Origin of the sequence: uncultured Tessaracoccus sp., assembly GCF_947286155.1 — a bacterium.
GTDB lineage: Bacteria > Actinomycetota > Actinomycetes > Propionibacteriales > Propionibacteriaceae > Arachnia.
This window is the reverse complement of record NZ_CAMYPD010000021.1, coordinates 26,662-44,664: the sequence shown is the minus strand read 5'-3', so window position 1 is coordinate 44,664 and position 18,003 is coordinate 26,662. Positions and strand designations below refer to the sequence as shown.

Annotated in this window: 17 protein-coding genes; 4 read left to right on the top strand and 13 right to left on the bottom strand. The window is 65.3% G+C overall.

Annotated elements, in window-relative coordinates; genetic code table 11:
• Window positions 1–251: 251 nt before the first annotated feature.
• Genes Q0X68_RS07050 through dxr form a run of 5 tightly spaced genes read right to left on the bottom strand, consistent with a single transcriptional unit; the run spans window position 252 to window position 6,576 of the window.
• On the bottom strand, window positions 252–2,024 hold the full coding sequence (locus tag Q0X68_RS07050; protein ID WP_297749518.1) for a proline--tRNA ligase: 1,773 nt from the start codon (window positions 2,022–2,024) through the stop codon (window positions 252–254).
• 56 nt (window positions 2,025–2,080) lie between these two features.
• Window positions 2,081–2,917, bottom strand: a complete 837-nt coding sequence (locus Q0X68_RS07045; protein WP_297749515.1) for a DUF4081 domain-containing GNAT family N-acetyltransferase — start codon at window positions 2,915–2,917, stop codon at window positions 2,081–2,083.
• A gap of 23 nt (window positions 2,918–2,940) precedes the next feature.
• On the bottom strand, window positions 2,941–4,083 hold the full coding sequence (gene ispG / locus Q0X68_RS07040; protein WP_297749512.1) for a flavodoxin-dependent (E)-4-hydroxy-3-methylbut-2-enyl-diphosphate synthase: 1,143 nt from the start codon (window positions 4,081–4,083) through the stop codon (window positions 2,941–2,943).
• A gap of 19 nt (window positions 4,084–4,102) precedes the next feature.
• Window positions 4,103–5,386, bottom strand: a complete 1,284-nt coding sequence (locus Q0X68_RS07035) for an RIP metalloprotease (RefSeq protein ID WP_297749509.1) — start codon at window positions 5,384–5,386, stop codon at window positions 4,103–4,105.
• Complete coding sequence (gene dxr / locus Q0X68_RS07030) at window positions 5,383–6,576, bottom strand: 1-deoxy-D-xylulose-5-phosphate reductoisomerase (RefSeq protein WP_297749506.1); 1,194 nt, start codon at window positions 6,574–6,576, stop codon at window positions 5,383–5,385. Before dxr ends, Q0X68_RS07035 begins: the two co-directional genes overlap by 4 nt.
• A 64-nt stretch (window positions 6,577–6,640) precedes the next feature.
• On the opposite strand from dxr, the gene Q0X68_RS07025 reads away from it, so the two are divergent.
• Entirely contained in the window at window positions 6,641–7,327 is a 687-nt protein-coding gene (locus Q0X68_RS07025; protein ID WP_297749503.1) for a phosphotransferase, read from the top strand.
• Window positions 7,328–7,336: 9 nt separating this feature from the next.
• Here the strand turns inward: Q0X68_RS07025 and gdhA are convergent, their stop codons facing one another.
• The 7 genes from gdhA to rpsB form a co-directional block, all read right to left on the bottom strand.
• Complete coding sequence (gene gdhA, locus Q0X68_RS07020) at window positions 7,337–8,674, bottom strand: NADP-specific glutamate dehydrogenase (RefSeq protein WP_297749500.1); 1,338 nt, start codon at window positions 8,672–8,674, stop codon at window positions 7,337–7,339.
• A gap of 126 nt (window positions 8,675–8,800) precedes the next feature.
• Window positions 8,801–9,922, bottom strand: a complete 1,122-nt coding sequence (gene rlmN / locus Q0X68_RS07015; RefSeq protein ID WP_297749497.1) for a 23S rRNA (adenine(2503)-C(2))-methyltransferase RlmN — start codon at window positions 9,920–9,922, stop codon at window positions 8,801–8,803.
• A 1-nt stretch (window position 9,923) separates the two neighbouring features.
• Window positions 9,924–10,793, bottom strand: a complete 870-nt coding sequence (locus tag Q0X68_RS07010) for a phosphatidate cytidylyltransferase (protein ID WP_297749494.1) — start codon at window positions 10,791–10,793, stop codon at window positions 9,924–9,926.
• Window positions 10,790–11,347: a ribosome recycling factor gene (frr, locus tag Q0X68_RS07005; RefSeq protein WP_366127930.1), complete on the bottom strand. Its 558-nt coding sequence runs from the start codon at window positions 11,345–11,347 to the stop codon at window positions 10,790–10,792. The genes Q0X68_RS07010 and frr overlap by 4 nt, the downstream gene beginning before the upstream one ends.
• A 23-nt stretch (window positions 11,348–11,370) precedes the next feature.
• Window positions 11,371–12,084, bottom strand: a complete 714-nt coding sequence (pyrH, locus tag Q0X68_RS07000) for a UMP kinase (protein WP_297749491.1) — start codon at window positions 12,082–12,084, stop codon at window positions 11,371–11,373.
• 97 nt (window positions 12,085–12,181) lie between these two features.
• Complete coding sequence (gene tsf, locus Q0X68_RS06995) at window positions 12,182–12,991, bottom strand: translation elongation factor Ts (protein WP_297749488.1); 810 nt, start codon at window positions 12,989–12,991, stop codon at window positions 12,182–12,184.
• Between the two features lie 38 nt (window positions 12,992–13,029).
• A complete protein-coding gene (gene rpsB / locus Q0X68_RS06990; protein ID WP_297749485.1) occupies window positions 13,030–13,965 on the bottom strand; it encodes a 30S ribosomal protein S2 in 936 nt (311 codons plus the stop codon).
• Between the two features lie 303 nt (window positions 13,966–14,268).
• On the opposite strand from rpsB, the gene Q0X68_RS06985 reads away from it, so the two are divergent.
• The gene (locus tag Q0X68_RS06985) at window positions 14,269–15,171 is read left to right on the top strand and encodes a peptidoglycan DD-metalloendopeptidase family protein (RefSeq protein WP_297749482.1); all 903 of its coding nucleotides are present in this window, start codon (window positions 14,269–14,271) and stop codon (window positions 15,169–15,171) included.
• 14 nt (window positions 15,172–15,185) lie between these two features.
• On the opposite strand, the gene Q0X68_RS06980 is transcribed toward Q0X68_RS06985, so the two are convergent.
• Entirely contained in the window at window positions 15,186–16,079 is an 894-nt protein-coding gene (locus Q0X68_RS06980; RefSeq protein ID WP_297749479.1) for a tyrosine recombinase XerC, read from the bottom strand.
• Between the two features lie 66 nt (window positions 16,080–16,145).
• Here Q0X68_RS06980 and def point away from each other — a divergent pair, with 66 nt between their 5' ends.
• Both def and Q0X68_RS06970 read left to right on the top strand, forming a co-directional pair.
• Window positions 16,146–16,760 carry a peptide deformylase gene (gene def, locus Q0X68_RS06975; RefSeq protein ID WP_297749476.1) on the top strand — a complete coding sequence of 205 codons (615 nt, stop codon included), beginning with the start codon at window positions 16,146–16,148 and terminating at the stop codon, window positions 16,758–16,760.
• 12 nt (window positions 16,761–16,772) lie between these two features.
• Window positions 16,773–17,750, top strand: coding sequence for a bile acid:sodium symporter family protein (locus Q0X68_RS06970; protein WP_297749473.1), 978 nt, complete (start codon window positions 16,773–16,775; stop codon window positions 17,748–17,750).
• The last annotated feature ends 253 nt before the right edge of the window (window positions 17,751–18,003 follow it).

Below are 18,003 nucleotides of genomic sequence, written 5' to 3'. Positions count from 1 at the left end.
GAGTCGGGCTCGCGTTGAATCAGCCCGTGCAGATAACACGCCGCGCCACCGCCCAACGACGCGGACGCCCCGCCGCGCAGGAGCGCCGCCCACGCGAAGGCGTGCCATGTCACCTCGCCCACGATGTACAGCCCGTCGGCCAGCTTGTGCCACTGCGTACTTAACCGTCGGAGGGCTGACCGCGCCGCCCAAGATAGATCAAGTTCATGGTGGGCAGACGCGCCACGAACTTGATCTATCTTCGCGTGTTGCTACGGACGAGCGAGCGCGTGGGCTTCGTCGACGATGTTCTCGACGGGGATCTCGCGCTTCTCCCCCGTGCGCCGGTCGCGCAGCTCGACGATGCCGTCGGCCAACGCGCGCCCGACCACCACGATGATGGGCATGCCCATGAGCTCGGCATCCTTGAACTTCACGCCAGGGCTGGCCTTGCGGTCGTCGTAGAGTACCTCGACGCCGCGCTCGTCGAGCGCCGTCGCGATGCGTTCGGCCTCCTCGAAGATGGCTGCGTCCTTGCCCGTCGCCACCACCTGCACCTGGAACGGAGCCAGTTCGAGCGGCCAGCACAGGCCGAGCTCGTCGTGCGTGGCTTCGGCGACGGCGGCAATCGCGCGCGAGACACCGATGCCGTACGAGCCCATGGTGACGGTCACGAGCTTGCCGTTCTCGTCGAGCACCTTCAGCCCGAGCGCCTCGGCATAGCGGCGGCCGAGCTGGAAGATGTGCCCCATCTCGATGCCGCGCTCAAGCGTGAGCGGACCGGACCCGTCGGGCGAGGGGTCACCTTCGCGCACTTCAGCCACGTCGATCACGCCGTCGGGCGTGAAATCACGTCCGACGGTGAGGTCGACCACGTGATGCCCGTCGATGTTGGCGCCGGTCAGCCAGCGCGTGCCCGTCACCACGCGCGGATCGCACAAGTAGCGGATCTTCGACTGGGAATCCTCGCCCAGAATCTTCTCGCCGTCTTTGACCGGGCCGATGTAGCCCTTGACCAGCGCGGGATGGTTGCGGAAGTCCTCATCGCCGAAGTCCTGCACCTCGGCGGGCGCGACGGCGGCTTCGAGGCGTTTCTCGTCAACGGAGCGGTCGCCCGGCAGCCCGATGACGAGGGGTTCGCGGATGCCGTCGGGGTGCGCCAGCATGACGACGACGTTCTTCAGCGTGTCGGCGGCCTCCCATGGCCTGTCGTCACGCGGGAACAGCGAGTTGGCCTGGTCGACGAGCGTCTCAATCGTCGCGGAATCCGGGGTGGGGTGCACCTGCGCGGCGGGGATGCCGTCGAGCGAGAGCGGTTCGGGTGCGGGAATGCGCACGGCCTCGACGTTCGCGGCGTAGCCACCCGGCGAGCGTACAAACGTGTCCTCGCCGATGGGCGAGACGGCCAGGAATTCCTCCGACGCGGACCCGCCCATCGCGCCCGCCATCGCGGAGACGATGACGTATTCGAGGCCGAGCCGGTCGAAGATGCGCTGATATGCCTGACGGTGCAGCTGGTAGCTGGCCTCGAGCCCTTCGTCGGTGACGTCGAAGGAGTACGAATCCTTCATCACGAACTCGCGCCCGCGCAGCAAGCCAGCCCTGGGACGGGCCTCGTCGCGGTACTTCGTCTGAATCTGGTACAGGTGCAGCGGCAGGTCTTTGTAGGAGTTGTAGAGGTCCTTCACCAGCAGGGTGAACATTTCCTCGTGGGTGGGCCCAAGCAGCATGTCCACCTTGCGGCGGTCCTGCAGGCGGAAGAGGTTGTCGCCGTAGTCAGTCCACCGTCCGGTGGCTTCGTAGGGTTCGCGCGGCAGGAGCGCCGGGAAGTGCACCTCCTGCGCCCCGATCGCATCCATTTCTTCGCGCACGATGGCTTCCACCTTGCGCAGCACTTTCCACCCGAGCGGGAGCCACGAGTAGATTCCCGGGGCGGCGCGGCGAACGTAGCCGGCCCTCACGAGCAGCTTGTGGCTGGCAACCTCAGCCTCGGCCGGGTCGTCGCGCAGTGTGCGAACGAAGAGCGAAGAAAGTCGAGTAATCACGCACGCAACTGTAGCCCGTTACCCCGCAGTCTTGCGGTGACCGCATCACAGCACGCTCAATAATGCACCGTCGAGAGGCTGCCGACGGTACGGAAGCCGAGCCGATCGTAGCTACGCAGCGCAGGCACGTTGAAGTCGTTCACATACAGTGACACCACCGGGTAGCGCCGCTGCACGAGCGTCATCATCTGCGCCAGCGCTCGCGTCGAGAGGCCCTGCCCTCGTAGGTCAGGGCGCACCCACACGCCCTGCAACTGCACTTGGTTGCGATGGCGAGGGCCGAGGTCAGCCTTGAAGACCACCTCGTCGTCTTCGACGATGCCGTAGGCGTCGCCTTGGCGGAGACGATCAAGCACGAAGGTTTCGTACCCAGGCCCGTACTTGAACGGCGACGAGCCAATCTCGCCGGTGTACATGTCGACAGAAGCATCGAGATACGCCTGGAACACGCCCTCGTCGAGCTGCTGCACGCGCGGGTCACCGTCGACGGCGACCGGCTCGTCGAGCACCATGAGCGGCTGCTTGCGACGCACATTGCTGCAGGTGCTCCACATCTCCCCGAAGCGCTGCGACAACCCCGTGAACAGCCCGAGCGCGGCAAAGCTCGGGCCGACGATCGACGTAGCCCGACGATAATCTCCGAGCTCATCGACGAACAGCGGCAGCGCTGCGGGGTCGGTGGTGGTGACGAAGATGGTGCCGCCGTCGAGGCAGATGCCGCGAATCTGATCGTCGCGGTCGAAGTACGCAAGCAGCCTGCCTAGGCGACAACGATCCGCGCCGGCCTGCCCAATCCGGGACGTGAGAAAGAGGTTCTCGTGCGGCGACGACTCGAGGAACGCCAAGGCCAGGTTCGTCTCGTCGGAGCGCAGAACGCGGAGCCGTCCAGCCATGGGTGCCTGGTTCCAGAACGCTCTCAGGACACCGACACCTGCGGGCTGCCGACCTCGCCCATCTCGTCGGCGATGCGTCGCGCTTCGGCCAGCAGCGTCTCGACGATGTCTTCCTCAGGGACGGTCTTGATGACCTCGCCTTTCACGAAGATCTGCCCCTTGCCGTTGCCAGATGCGACGCCGAGGTCAGCCTCGCGAGCCTCGCCGGGGCCGTTGACGACGCAGCCCATCACGGCCACGCGCAGCGGAGCCTCAAGCCCTTCGAGGCCCTCGGTGACCTGCTCGGCCAGGGTGAATACGTCAACCTGTGCGCGCCCACACGACGGGCAGCTCACGATGTCGAGCTTGCGTGGGCGAAGATTCAGCGACTCCAGAATCTTGACGCCCACCTTCACCTCTTCCACCGGCGGCGCGGAGAGCGACACACGGATGGTGTCGCCGATGCCCTGGCTGAGCAGCGCGCCGAACGCGACGGACGACTTGATGGTGCCCTGGAATGCCGGGCCTGCCTCCGTCACGCCGAGGTGCAGCGGGTAATCGCACTGTTCCGCCAACTGCTGGTAGGCCTGCACCATGACCACCGGGTCGTTGTGCTTCACGGAGATCTTGAAGTCTCGGAAGCCCACCTCTTCGAACAGCGAGGCCTCCCACATCGCGGATTCGACGAGGGCTTCCGCCGTCGGCGCCCCGTACTTGTTGAGGAGACGCTTGTCGAGCGACCCGGCGTTCACGCCAATGCGGATGGACACGCCCGCGTCCTCGGCTGCCTTCGCGATCTCGGCCACCTGATCGTCGAACTTTCGGATGTTGCCAGGGTTGACGCGCACCGCCGCGCACCCCGCCTCAATGGCCTGAAACACGTAGCGGGGCTGGAAATGGATGTCGGCGATCACCGGGATCTGCGACTTCTTCGCAATGATGTGCAGCACGTCGGCATCGTCTTGACTGGGGCAAGCGACACGGACGATGTCACAGCCGGCAGCCGTCAGCTCAGCGATCTGCTGCAGCGTGGCGTTAATGTCGGTGGTCTTCGTCGTGCACATGGACTGCACGGATACGGGTGCGTCCCCACCCACGAGCACCTTCCCGACCCGAATCTGCCGGGACTTGCGTCGGGGGCTGATGGTGACTGGTGCGGGTGCTGGCATGCCAAGGCTCACGGTCATGAAGCTGAGTCTAGCCCCCTCACTGCAGCTGCAACGGCGACACAAGGTCTGCGACGATCAACACCAGCCCGCAGATCAGCAGCAATCCGCCGACGATGAAGATCATGGGCAGTCCCTTGGCCGTATCGAGCGGGCCCGGATCTGGTTTCCCGCGCAGCTTGCACCACTGCCTGCGCAGCCACTCGATGATCGCCCCAGCGATGTGCCCGCCGTCGAGCGGCAACAGCGGGACGAGGTTCAACAACGCGACGAAAAGGTTCACCGATCCCAACAGCGAGAACCAGGTAGCGGCCTTGTCGCCCCACGACAGCGACTCATCGGCGCCGATCTCCCCCGCAATCCGAGATGCGCCGACGATCGACAGCGGCGAATTCACGTCGCGCGGCTTGCCAGTCACCACGTCCGCCGCCACGTTGTACACCCTGACGGGCAGGCTCGCGAGCGCCACGGTGGATTGTTTCGTCATCGTCCACATGAGGTCGACGGTCTCCCCCGGCCCGCCGCGACGCATCTCGCGCGTCGGGGTCACCCCGAGGAAACCCGCCTCGACGGTGCGCGTCGGATCGAGCTGATCGGGGACGTGGTTGAGGCGCGTGTGCACCGCGGGGAGCTCGATGCGCTCGCCGCCGCGCAGCACCGTGATGCGCGCCTCACCGTCGCGGTTGTCCCGGATGAGCTGGCTCACCTGCTCCCAGCTCGAGACCTCGTGCTTGTTGAACGCGACGATCACGTCACCCGGCTGGATACCGGCCTCGCGTGCGGGGGTGGGCGGATCGTCGGCGTTGCACGTGGTGTCGGAGCGGTTAGCGGCGACGACGCACTCGCTCACGGCGGCGACCGTCGTCGTCGACACGGCCATGCCGTGGAACAGATTGATGCTGAGGAAGATGAGGAAGGCCAGCAGGATGTTCATGGCTGGCCCGCCCAGCATGATGATGATCTTTTTCCACGTCTTCTGCTGGTAGACGAGGCGGCCGTCGTCCTCCGGCGTGATCTCGTCCCACTCGGCGGCGCGCGCGTCGTCGGCCATGCGCGCGAGCCAGTTTCTGCGCTGGCCTGGACGCGCAGGCGGATACATGCCGACGAGCCTGACGTAGCCGCCCAATGGGATCCATTTGAGGCCATACTCAGTCTCGCCCCGGCGCGTGGACCAGATGCGTTTACCGAAGCCAACGAAGTATTCGGTGACTTTCACGCCGAAGATTTTGGCCGGAACGAGGTGCCCAATCTCATGCAGCGCAATCGACGCCATGATGAGGGCGAAGAACAGAATGGCCAGCCCGACGATGATGAGTGCGCTCACTGGCCCTCCCCCGCGAGTGCCGCGGCGCGGGCGCGTCCCCACTGATCGGCGGCGAGCACGTCGTCGAGGGTGAGGGCATCGTCGCTCACATGCCCGTTTGCGAGGTGCTCGTCGAGGCATCGGGCGATGGTGTCAGTGATACCGAGGAACGACAGGCGGCCGTCGCAGAAGGCGTCGACGCAGGCCTCGTTGGCTGCGTTGAACACCGCCGGAGCAGTGCCTCCGGCCTTGCCAGCGCGCCGAGCGAGTTCGACCGCCGGGAAGGTGGCGTCGTCGAGGGGCTGGAACGTCCACTGCGCAGCACGCGACCAGTCGCAGGGCTCAGCGGATCCTTCGAGGCGGTCGGGCCAGGTGAGCGCCAACCCGATGGGCAGGCGCATGTCAGGCGGCGAGGCCTGGGCGATCGTCGAGCCGTCCCAAAACTCCACCATCGAGTGCACCACCGACTGCGGATGCACCGTCACGACGATGTCGTCGAGGTCGACGTCGTAGAGCAGCGCCGCTTCAAGCAGCTCGAGCCCCTTGTTCACCAGCGTCGATGAATTGATGGTGATAACCCGCCCCATATTCCAGGTCGGGTGCGCCATGGCCTGCTCCGGCGTGACCGCCTGCAACTCAGCCCGGGTACGCCCGCGGAACGGCCCACCACTGGCCGTGAGAATGAGCCGACGCACCTCCTCGCCCCGACCGCTGCGCAATGCCTGCGCGAAGGCGGAGTGCTCGGAATCGACGGCGACGATCTGCCCCGGCTTCGCTGCCGACGTGACGAGCTTTCCCCCGATGACCAGGGATTCCTTGTTCGCCAGCGCCAGCGTCGTGCCCTGCTCGAGCACGGCGAGCGTCGGCTCGAGGCCGGCTGCCCCGGTGATGGCGTTAACAACCACGTCGCACTCCCGGCCAGCCAGGCGCGTCGACGCGTCCGGGCCGACGAGAAACTCCGGCTCGTGCGGCGCGATGCCGCGCTGCTGGCTCTCCGCCGCAATCGCCTCGCGCAGCTCGTCGAGCTTGTCAGCGCGGGAGAGGGCGACACACTCGGGCTCGAACTCGACGACCTGCTGGGCGAGCGTCGCGATATTCCCGCCCGAGGCCGACAGGCCCACCACCTGGAACTGCTTTCGCCTGGTGGAGATGACGTCGAGCGTTTGGGTACCGATCGAGCCGGTGGATCCGAGGAGAACTACAGTACGCACGGCCCCAGTGTGGCACGCCCCGCAAAGGCGCTGCGTTTCCCGGGTCCATGGCAGGATGAACACCATGTCTTTCGACGCGAAACCCGCCCCCGGAACGCCCTGCCCGCCCACCATCGCGCAGTGGGCCGCCGCGCACGACTACGACGTGGCAGCACTGATGTGGCAAGGCCCGACGGGAGCCGTCACCGCCAAACTCGTGCGCGACGACCACCCCGACGTGTTCGCCAAGCACTGCGATGAGGATCCCATCGACGAGGCCGAACGGCTGTCCTGGCTGTACGGGCGACTCGCCTGCCCTGCGATCGTCGACTACGCCCAATTGGACGATGGATTCGTCCTCGCCACCATGGCGCTGCCTGGGTGCTCCGCGGCCGCCGATCAGTGGCGTGATGAGCCGCGACGCGTGGCCGCCGCCGTCGGCGAAGGGCTCGCCCAGCTGCACTCCCTCGACCCCACGCAGTGCTTCTTCGACCCTCCCGAATGGATTTCCGACGATGTGGGCAGCCATGTCGTACTCCTCCACGGCAACCCGGTGGTGTCCAACGCACTGCTCACCGACGACGGCGCATTCGCCGGGTTCGTCGGCGTCGGGCAGCTTGGGCCAGGAGATCCGTGGGCCGACCTCGCCGTCGCATCATGGTCGTTGACGAACCACTTCGGGCTGGACGCCGGGGGCGAATTGTTCGCGTCCTACGGCGTCCAGCCCGATGAAGACCGCTGCCAGCACTACCTCAGCCAGCGGGAGCACTGAGCGGCGCTACTACACCACACCGAAGGCGTGCATCGCCTCGGCAACCTTGGCGAAGCCTGCGATGTTGGCACCTGCGACGTAGTCGCCAGGCATGCCGTAGCTCTCCGCCGTCTCCGCAACCTGCTCGTGAATGTTGACCATGATCTCGTGCAGTCGACGCTCGGTGTAGTCGAAGTCCCACGAATCGCGCGACGCATTCTGCTGCATCTCCAGCGCCGAGGTGGCGACACCGCCCGCGTTCGCAGCCTTCGCCGGCCCAAAGAGCACACCGGCCTGCTTGAACGCCTCGATGGCTTCCGGCGTCGACGGCATGTTCGCGCCCTCCGCTACCGCCTCGACACCATGCTTGATGAGGCTGGCGGCGTCGTCGCCATTCAATTCGTTCTGCGTTGCGCACGGAATAGCGATGTCCGTCGGCACGCTCCAGATGCTGCCCGACGTGACCAGCTCGGCGGAGCCGCGGCGTTCGACGTAGTCGGAGACGCGTCCGCGCTCCACTTCCTTGACTTGCTTCAGCAGCTGCAGGTCGACGCCGTCCTTGTCGACGACGTAGCCGGAGCTGTCGGAGAACCCGATCACCTTGCCGCCGAGCTCTTGCGCCTTCTCGATGGCGTAGATGGCGACGTTGCCCGAACCGGAGACGGTGACCGTCTTGCCGTCGAAGGACGAACCACGCGTCTTCAGCATCTCCTCGGCAAACCAGACCGTGCCGTAACCCGTCGCCTCGGTGCGCACCAGGGAGCCGCCCCAATCGAGGCCTTTACCCGTGAGCACACCGGCCTCGTAACGGTTCGTAATGCGCTTGTACTGCCCGAACAGGAACCCAATCTCGCGGCCACCGACACCGATGTCGCCTGCGGGCACGTCGGTGTACTCGCCGAGATGGCGGTAGAGCTCGGTCATGAACGACTGGCAGAAGCGCATGATCTCGCCCTCGGAGCGTCCGTGAGGGTCGAAATCGGAGCCGCCCTTGGCGCCACCGATCGGCAAACCAGTCAGCGAGTTTTTGAAGATCTGCTCGAAGCCGAGGAACTTGATGACACCCAGGTACACGCTCGGATGGAAGCGCAAGCCCCCTTTGTAGGGGCCAAGGGCGGAGTTGAACTCGACGCGGAAGCCGCGGTTGACCTGCACTTCGTTGTTGTCGTCCGTCCACGGAACGCGGAATATGATCTGGCGCTCGGGCTCGCAGATGCGTTCCAGCATTTTCCATTCGAGGTATTCGGGGTGGCGGTGGATCACCGGATCCAACGACTCGAAGACTTCGCGCACAGCCTGATGAAACTCGGCCTCGCCTGGGTTTCGGGCGACGACAGTGTCGAACACTGCCTCGAGAGCTTGATCCATGAGTTCTCCTAACGGTTGCTGAACCGCGCCACACTCTAATGGTGGGTGGGCCATCGCCATCGCTTAGGAACCGCGCCTGTCCACGGAGTGAAACAGCCGCCAAAAATCTGATACCCTGCCCACCCGCTACGACGCCGAGGCAGCCAGCTGCCCGCACGCGCCGTCGATGTCGGAACCGCGCGTGTCACGAAGGGTGACGGGAACACCGCGTGCTTCGAGGGCCTCGATGAACGTGCGCTCATCGGATTTGCGCGACGCGGTCCACCGCGACCCGGGCGTCGGGTTGAGCGGGATGAGGTTGACGTGCACCCAGCCCCAGTCGCCCCGTCGCTGCAGCACGTTGGCGAGCTGGATGGCGTGCTCCTTGGAGTCGTTAATGTCGCGCATCATCGCGTACTCGATAGAGACGCGACGCTTGGTGTGCTGCGCGTACTCGAAGGCGGCATCGACCACTTCGTCGACCTTCCAACGCGAATTGATGGGCACGAGTTCGTCACGCAGTTCATCGTTGGGCGCATGCAGGCTGAGCGCCAACGTGATGGGGAGGCCTTCGTCGACGAGCTGCTGCATGCGCGGCACCAGCCCGACGGTGGAGACGGTGATGCCGCGAGCGCTCATACCGAACCCGTTGGGGCTTGGCGCGACGAAGGTGCGAATGGCGCCGAGCACCGCCTTGTAGTTCGCCAGGGGTTCACCCATGCCCATAAACACGATGTTGTTGAGCCGCGCGGTGGTCTCCGGAATGACGCCCTGGGCGAGCATCTGGTTGGCTGCGAGCACCTGCGCCACGATTTCAGCCTGCGAGAGGTTGCGTCTGAGCCCGCCTTGACCGGTGGCGCAAAACGGGCACGCCATGCCGCAGCCTGCCTGCGACGAGATGCACAACGTGGTGCGCCCCGGGTAGCGCATGAGTACCGATTCGAGCAGCGAGCCGTCGAACAGGCGCCACAGCGTTTTCACCGTGCGGCCCTGGTCTGCGGTTTGCTGACGAACCTGAGTGAGGAGTTCAGGGAACAGCTGGTCCCCCAGCTCCGCTCGGATGGCGGCAGGCACGTCGGTGAAGCTGTTCGCGTCGTCTTCGAGACGGTCGAAGACGTGCCTCGAGATCTGGTCGGCTCGAAATCGCGGGAGACCCATGGCGACGATGGCGTCCTTGCGCTCGTCGGTGGAGAGATCAAACCAGTGCTTCGGCGGCTTACCACGCGGTGGCGCTTCGAAGACCAGGGGCAGCTGTTTGCGAGGCTCCATGTCACGATCCCATCGTCAGGTTGAGGATGAACCACCCAACAGGCAGAGCCATCAGCATCGAGTCGAGTCGATCCATGATGCCGCCGTGGCCGGGCAGCCAATTCGACATATCTTTCACGCCCACGTCGCGTTTGATCAGCGACTCGGTGAGGTCACCCACCGTCGCTGCGATGGCGACGAGGATGCCGAGCGGAATACCCACCCACCAGGCAATGTGCAGCATGAAGTGCGCGCACACCGTGGCACCGATCGTCGTCCAGATGAGGGCGCCCGCGAACCCTTCCCAGGTTTTACTGGGGCTGATTTTGGGCGCCATCTTGTGCTTGCCGAACAGCACGCCGGTGGCGTAGGCGCCGGTGTCTGATAGCACGACGCAGACGAGCAACGTGGCGATGCGCGCCGAGCCGTCGTCGGGGGCCATGAGCAATGCCACGAAGAGCCCAATGAGAGGAATGTAGGCGATCACGAACGAGCTTGCGGAGACGTCGCGAACGAATCCCAGCGGCTCGGAGCGAAAGAGCCTGGCCACGATGCAGGCGAGCACGGTGCCGCCGAGCGTTGAGACGATGACCGTCATCGGAGACACCCCGACGTCAGGGTTGGCGGCCACCCAATACACACCAGACAGGCACAGCGCCGTTCCGATGACGATGGGCACCGTCTCCACATGCATACCGACGAGGCGCAGCGCACGGCTGACCTCTACCACCGCGAGGCAGAGCATCAGCGTCACGTAGGCGACGAAGATCCAGTCGATCCACACCAGCCCCACGACGATGGGAGCCAGCAACGCGAGACCGACGCCGATTGCGACAGGAAGGTTCCTGCCTGCACTCGGCGCCGGGCGCTTGACGACTGGGTGCGGCCTCAAATTTCGAGGAGCTCCTGCTCTTTACGCTTCAGGATTTCGTCCACCTGGTCGACGTGCTTCTTCGTGATGCCGTCGATGGACTTCTCAGCGCGGGCGAGATCGTCCTCGCTGATGTCGCCGTCCTTCTCAGCCTTCTTGAGCGCGTCCATGGCGTTGCGTCGAGCGTTGCGCACCACCACGCGCGCGTCCTCGGCCTTCTGCTTGGCGAGCTTGGTGTATTCCTTGCGACGTTCTTCCGTCAGCGTGGGCATGACGCAGCGAATAGCGTTGCCGTCGTTGCTGGGGTTCACGCCGAGGTCGGCGTCGCGGATGGCCTTCTCAATGGCGCCAATCGAGCTGCGGTCGAAGGGGGTGATGAGCATGGTGCGCGCATCCGGCGAGGTGAACGTCGCCAGCTGCTGCAGCGGCGTCGGGGCGCCGTAATAGTCGGCGTTCAGCTTGTTGAACATTGCCGGGTGCGCACGTCCGGTGCGGATGGTGGCAAGGTCTTCTCGTGCGAAATCAACCGCGGCCTCCATGGCCTTGGTAGCTTCCTTCTCGGTTTCGGCGATCATGGACGACCGCTCCTTCCTGTTCGTTAGTTCGAGACCGTGGTCCCGATTTCCTCACCAGCAATGACGCGGGCGATGTTTCCAGTCTTGGACAAGTTGAAGAAAATGAGATCGAGGTCATTGTCGCGTGCCAGCGCAATGGCGGTGGCGTCGGCCACCTTGAGGTCTTTGTTGAGGAAGTCGGCGTAGCTGAGGTGCTCGTATTTCTTGGCATCCGGGTTGGTGCGAGGGTCGGAATCGTAGACCCCGTCGACGCCGTTCTTGCCCATCAGCAGCACCTCAGCGCCGATCTCCAGGGCCCGCTGGGCGGCGACGGTGTCCGTCGAGAAGTACGGCATGCCGGAGCCTGCACCGAAGATGACGAGCCGCCCCTTCTCCATGTGGCGCTCCGCGCGACGCGGAATGTACGACTCGGCCACCTGGCCCATGGTGATTGCGCTCTGCACGCGGGTCTCGATGCCTGCCTTCTCGCAGAAGTCTTGCAGTGCGAGGCAGTTCATGACGGTGCCGAGCATGCCCATGTAGTCGGCGCGGTCGCGATCCATGCCGGACTGCGAGAGCTCTGCACCGCGGAAGTAGTTGCCACCGCCCACGACGACGGATACTTGCGTTCCCCCGCGCACCACGTCGGCGATCTCCTTGGCGATTTGTGACACCACGACGGGGTCGACCCCGAGCTTGCCACCGCCAAACACCTCACCGGAGAGTTTGAGCAGTACACGATGGAATGGCTGCGGCATGTGAGGACCTCCTGATGTGCGCGTGCGCCGCGGGGAATCCCACGCGGCGCACGCCACTCTACTGTGTTTCTCTGTTTCGCGAGGACAACCCCTCGGCTCAGCCCTGGATAGCGAAGCGAACGAAGCGCTGCACCTTCATGCCAGCAGCGTCGAGCACGTTGCCGACGGTCTGCTTGTCTTCCCACACCGCAGGCTGGTCGACGAGGCACACTTCCTTGAAGTAGCCGTTCAGGCGGCCCTCGATGATCCGCGGGATAGCCTTCTCAGGCTTGCCTTCCTCGACGGCGGTGGCTTCGGCGATGCGACGCTCGTTGGCGACCGTCTCCTCCGGCACCTCATCACGGGAGACGAAGGTCGGCATCATGGCGGCAATCTGCATGGCCACCTGGTGAGCCAGCGCATCGTCGCCACCCTCGTACTCGACGAGCACGCCAACCTGCGGGGGCAGGTCGGAAGCGCGACGGTGGAGGTACAGGTGCGTGGTGCCCTGGAAGTTCGCGACGTTGGCGAGCGACAGGTTCTCGCCCGTCTTCGCGCCGAGCGCCTTCACAGCGTCCTCGACGGTGCCGTCGTCGAACTTCGTGGCGTTGGTGGCCTCGACGTCGGCCGCGCCGGACTCGGCAACGGTGTCGACGATCTTGTCGGCCAGTTCGACGAACTCGGCGTTCTTGGCGACGAAGTCGGTCTCAGCGGCGAGCTGGATGAGCACGCCGTCCTTGCCAGCGACGATGCCGTTGGTGGCTTCGCGGTCTGCGCGCTTTGCCATCTTGGCCAGGCCGTGCACACGGAGGTTCTCCACGGCCTGCTCGAAATCGCCGTTGGCCTCGGTGAGGGCCTTCTTGGCGTCCATCATGCCCGCGCCAGTGGCGTCGCGAAGCTTCTTCACGTCAGCGGCGGTAATTGCCATTGCGTAATCCGTTCTTGCTCGTTGGTGGAGTCGGTTGGTTACTTGGTCTCGGTCTCAGACTTGGCGTCGTCAGCCTTGGCAGGCTCCTCGGCCAGTTCCTGCGCAGCAGCGGCCTCGGGGGCAGCCGCCTCGACGATCTCGGCAGATTCTTCAGCGACGGGAGCGTCGGCGGCTTCAGCCTCGTCCTGCTTCTCAGCAGGCTTGGCCTCGTCTTCGGCACCCAGCAGCTCGCGCTCCCAGTCGGGCATGGGCTCGGCCTCGGAGTCTTCGCCAGTCTTGCCCTGCGAGCGCTCGATCAGGCCCTCGGCCACGGCGTCGGCGATGATGCGGGTGAGCAGCGCGACGGAGCGGATCGCGTCGTCGTTGCCAGGCACCGCGTAGTCGACCTCGTCGGGGTCACAGTTGGTGTCGAGGATGCCAACGATCGGGATGTTCAGCTTGCGCGCCTCGTCGACGGCGAGGTGCTCCTTCTTGGTGTCAACCACCCAGACGGCCTGCGGGGTCTTACCCATGTCGCGGATGCCGCCGAGGGTCTTCGACAGCTTGTCCTTCTCGCGCTCGAGGCCGAGCAGTTCCTTCTTGGTGAGGCCGGAGGCGGCGACGTCGGTGAAGTCCATGGCCTCGAGTTCCTTGAGGCGCTGCACACGCTTGGAGACGGTGTCGAAGTTCGTGAGCATGCCGCCCAGCCAACGCTGGTTCACGTAGGGCATGCCGACGCGGGTGGCCTGCTCGGCGATGCTGCCCTGGGCCTGCTTCTTGGTGCCGACGAATAGGATCTGTCCGCCTCGCGCGACGGTGGACTTGACGAAGTTGAATGCCTTGTCAATGTAGGTGAGGGAGAGCTGCAGGTCGATGATGTAGATGCCGTTGCGCTCGGTGAAGATGAAGCGCTTCATCTTGGGGTTCCAACGACGGGTCTGGTGCCCGAAGTGAACGCCGTTTTCCAGCAGCTGCCTCGTGGTTACGACGGCCATGGCCGTTCCTTTCGCGGTTGGCGCAGCGCGCACAACCTCATATCGGGTGGGCGACGCCCACGGTGGTTAGTCCTGATGCGCTCGGCGCCCAACCCGTCTAGACGGGACCACTGAGCAACCGGGGCAAGCCCGCAGCGCATGCGAAGTCACCCACGTGTGCGGGTGCGGGTGCGATTCTAGCGGAACCTCGGCCAGCCCCCAACTGCCGAGCGCATCAGCTGCCGTGCGGGTATCCGTCGAGAGTTATCCACAGATTTCAATTCGCGTGCAAGTTTCGGGCGTGTCGCTGCCATAACAAAGGGTATGAAGAAACTACTGCTCATCTTCCTCCTGCTCGTGGCGTGGAGCGCAACCCCAGCCCATGCGTCGGGCCTCGAACTCACGATGCCTGTCGATGGCCCGGTCGTGCGCGGCTTCGACGCGCCCGCCCACCGCTACGGCCCCGGCCACCGCGGCGTCGACATCATGGCCAGCCCGGGCACATCCGTGCGCGCCGCCGCGCAAGGGCGCGTGCACTTCGCCGGCGTCGTCGCGGGGCGCCCGTCGGTATCCATCGATCACGGCAACGGACTACGCACCACCTACACGCCGGTCTCCGGCAGCGTGCGCAAGGGCGAGGTGGTGACGTCGGGCCAGGTGATCGGCACACTGCAGCCGGGGCATTGCACGCCCGCCTGCCTGCATTGGGGGCTCACCGACGGCACCGACTATCACGATCCGCTCCCCTACCTCACACTTCGTCGAGTACGGCTGGTACCCATGGGGACGGCGCCTGTGGTTCCGGCAGCGTTGCCGGCTGCGACGGTGGGTGTCGAGCCGGTTACGCCTGGGCAGGCGCCTGTGCGGGGGCCGGTCACGTCGAAGTTCGGCATGCGCGTGCACCCGGTCACCGGCATCTACAAATTGCACGACGGGGTGGATTTCGGAGCGGCGTGTGGCGCGCCCATCCATGTGCCGTGGGCAGGCGAGGTGGTCAAACGCGATACCACCAGGGGATACGGGCTACGAGTCCACGTGCGTCACGAGAACGGTCTCGTCACGGCCTACGCCCACCTGCCGCGTTTCGACGTGCAGATCGGCCAACACCTCGACGCGGGCGCGCAGGTGGGTGTGGTGGGCACCACCGGGTACTCCACCGGGTGCCATCTGCACTGGATGGCGTGGAAGGGTGGGGCACTCGTCGACCCGCTGACGTTGTTGCGGTGAGTTGGCGCGGCTGGTCAGGCGCGCGGATGGGCCTGCTGAAAGGCCTGCCGGAGGCGCTCGGAGGTGACGTGGGTGTAGATCTGCGTGGTCGCCACCGACGCGTGCCCCAGCATCTCTTGCACGCTGCGCAGGTCGGCGCCTCCGTCGAGCAGGTGCGTCGCCATGGCGTGCCGCAGCCCGTGGGGGCCGATCTCCGCACCGGGGCCGGCGGCGGCCGTCGCTTCGTGCACGACGCGTCTAGCCACCCGTGGGTCGAGCGCTCCCCCGCGCGCGCCGAGGAAAAGCGTGTCAGGGCTCCGCGGCGTGGCCACCTCGTCGCGGCGCTCCAACCAGGCCGCGACGGCGCTAGCAGCCGGTGCTCCCATCGGCACTGCGCGTTCCTTGGCGCCCTTGCCCATCACGCGAACCGTGCGGTGCTCGGCGTCCACGTCCCGAATCTTGATGCTGGTGAGTTCCGAGATACGCAGCCCGCTCGAATACAGCAGCTCGACGATGGCTCGATCGCGGGCGGCCAGTGGGTCGTCGCTTTCCACCAGGCGCGTCGTAGCGCTCGCCATGACGTCGTCGATTTCCCCGTGCGACAGCACCTTCGGCAGCCGACGTGAGCGCTTCGGCGCCACCAGCCTGAGCGCGGGGTCGTCGTCGATGAACCCTTCTCTGGCCGCCCAGGCGAAGTAGCCGCGCACGCACGCCACCCGACGCTGGATCGACGAGGCGGCTGTCCCTTGGTCTGCCATGTCAGCCAACCAGGTTCTGAGCGTGGTCAACGTGACGGCGCGCGGATCGTCGATGTGGGCTGCGAGCAGGCGGAGGTCAGCGCCGTAGGCACGTACGGTGTGCGGCGAGAGCCCACGGTCGATGGCGAGGTGTTCGCTGTACTCCTCGATCAGGGCTTCCCAGGCGGCCATAGATTCGAGACTACGACGGGAGACGGCATAATGGGCGGAGCAAAACGTCGAAGGCAAGGATTCACAATGACGGACCTCACCACCGGTGGCACCGTGCTCCCCATCACCCGCTGGGGCACGCCCGTGATGCATCAGCAAACGCGCCCTGTGGAGCAGTTTGATGAGGAGCTTCAGCAGCTGGTGAGGGACATGTTCGCCACGATGGAAGCTGCCGAAGGCGTCGGTCTGGCCGCCACGCAGGTGGGCCTCGACCTCTCCGTCTTCGTCTACGAGTGCCCCGACGCAGACATGAACATCCAGCGCGGGGTGGTGTGCAACCCGGTGGTCACTCTGCCCGAAGGGAAGGAGCGCGTGCTCGATTCATCGGAGGAAGGCTGCCTCTCCTACCCGGGTGGATACGCGACGGTCTCCCGCCCCGACTACGCCGTCTGCCGCGGGCAGGACGCGTCGGGCAACGACGTTGAGGTGGTCGGCACTGGCTTGCTCGCTCGTTGCTTGCAGCATGAAACCGACCACCTCAACGGCACCGTCTACGGCGACCGCATCTCGTCGCGTGCTCGCCGCAAGCTCGACAAGGAAGTGGCCGAGCTTGACTGGCGCTACCCCGCCGACTGGCCGGTGAGCCCGAAGCTCACCGCGGCCATACCTCCTGGCATGGCCGACGAAGACGCCGCCGAGTAGCGTCGAGCCCCCGTGAAGTTCAAGATCGATCGGATGACGCTCGTCATCCTTGGCGCGCTGGCGCTGGCGATCATCGTACCCATTTCCGGGCGGCCAGCGGAGATCTACGACTTCGCCACGAAGGTGGCCGTGTTCGTGCTGTTCTTCGGCTACGGCGCGCGACTGAGCACCGCGGAAACGCTGGCGGGCATCAAGCACTGGCGCCTGCACCTCACCATCCTGGCGTTCACGTTCGTGCTGTTCCCCCTCATCGGCGCCCCGATGCTGCTCATGCCTGACGGTTTCGTGTCTGACCCCGTTCGGATCGGGCTCGTGTACCTGTGCCTAGCGCCGTCGACGGTGCAGTCGTCGATCAACATGACCTCCCTGGCAGGCGGCAACGTGCCGGCGGCCATGATGTCGGCTACGGCGTCGAATGTGTTGGGTGTGGTGCTCACGCCCGCGCTGGTCATGCTGCTCTTCCCGTCGGCCAGCGGTGGGCTGTCGTGGCAGATTGCCCTCGACGTGTTCGTCCAGCTGCTGCTGCCCTTTTTCTTGGGCCAGCTCTCCCGCGTCTTCACGGCTACGTTCATGGCACGTCATAAAGACCGTCTGAAGCTCCTCGACCAAGCGGTGATCGTGCTCATCGTCTACGGTGCGTTCTCTGAGATGTTCGCCAGCGGCATGTGGCGGCGGCTCAGCTGGTCTGATCTGCTCGTGACGTTGGCGTTCACGCTCCCCCTGCTCGCGCTGATGTTGTGGTTGACGTGGCACGTCGCCGGCTGGCTCGGGTTCCCACGCGAAGATCAGATTGCCGTCATGTTCTGCGGCACAAAGAAGTCACTCGTGACCGGCGTACCCATCGCGTCCGTGCTGTTCCCCGCATCCATCGTGGGCATGCTCGTCGTGCCACTCATGATCTACCACCAGGCGCAGATCATCACCTCCAGCATCATCGCCGCCCGGCTCGCCGCCAACACTCCGGAAGACGAAGCGAGCGCGAGTTCTTAACCCCCCCCGGCCCTGCCGCAGACGCCTGCTTTATAATTGATGTGCTTAGGAGAGCAGTCGCAGTACTCTCCCCCTTAGCGTTCACCATCGATGCTGAAACTAAGGAACGCTGTGTCGCATTCAAAGTTCACCCGGCTCCAGACCGTCGCAACCCTTGCACTTTTCTCATTGTGTTCGATGCAAGGTTGTTCGGTTTCACCTCAACCGAGCCCTGAGCCACAGGGCGCTCACCACTCCGCCAACGGCGGCACAG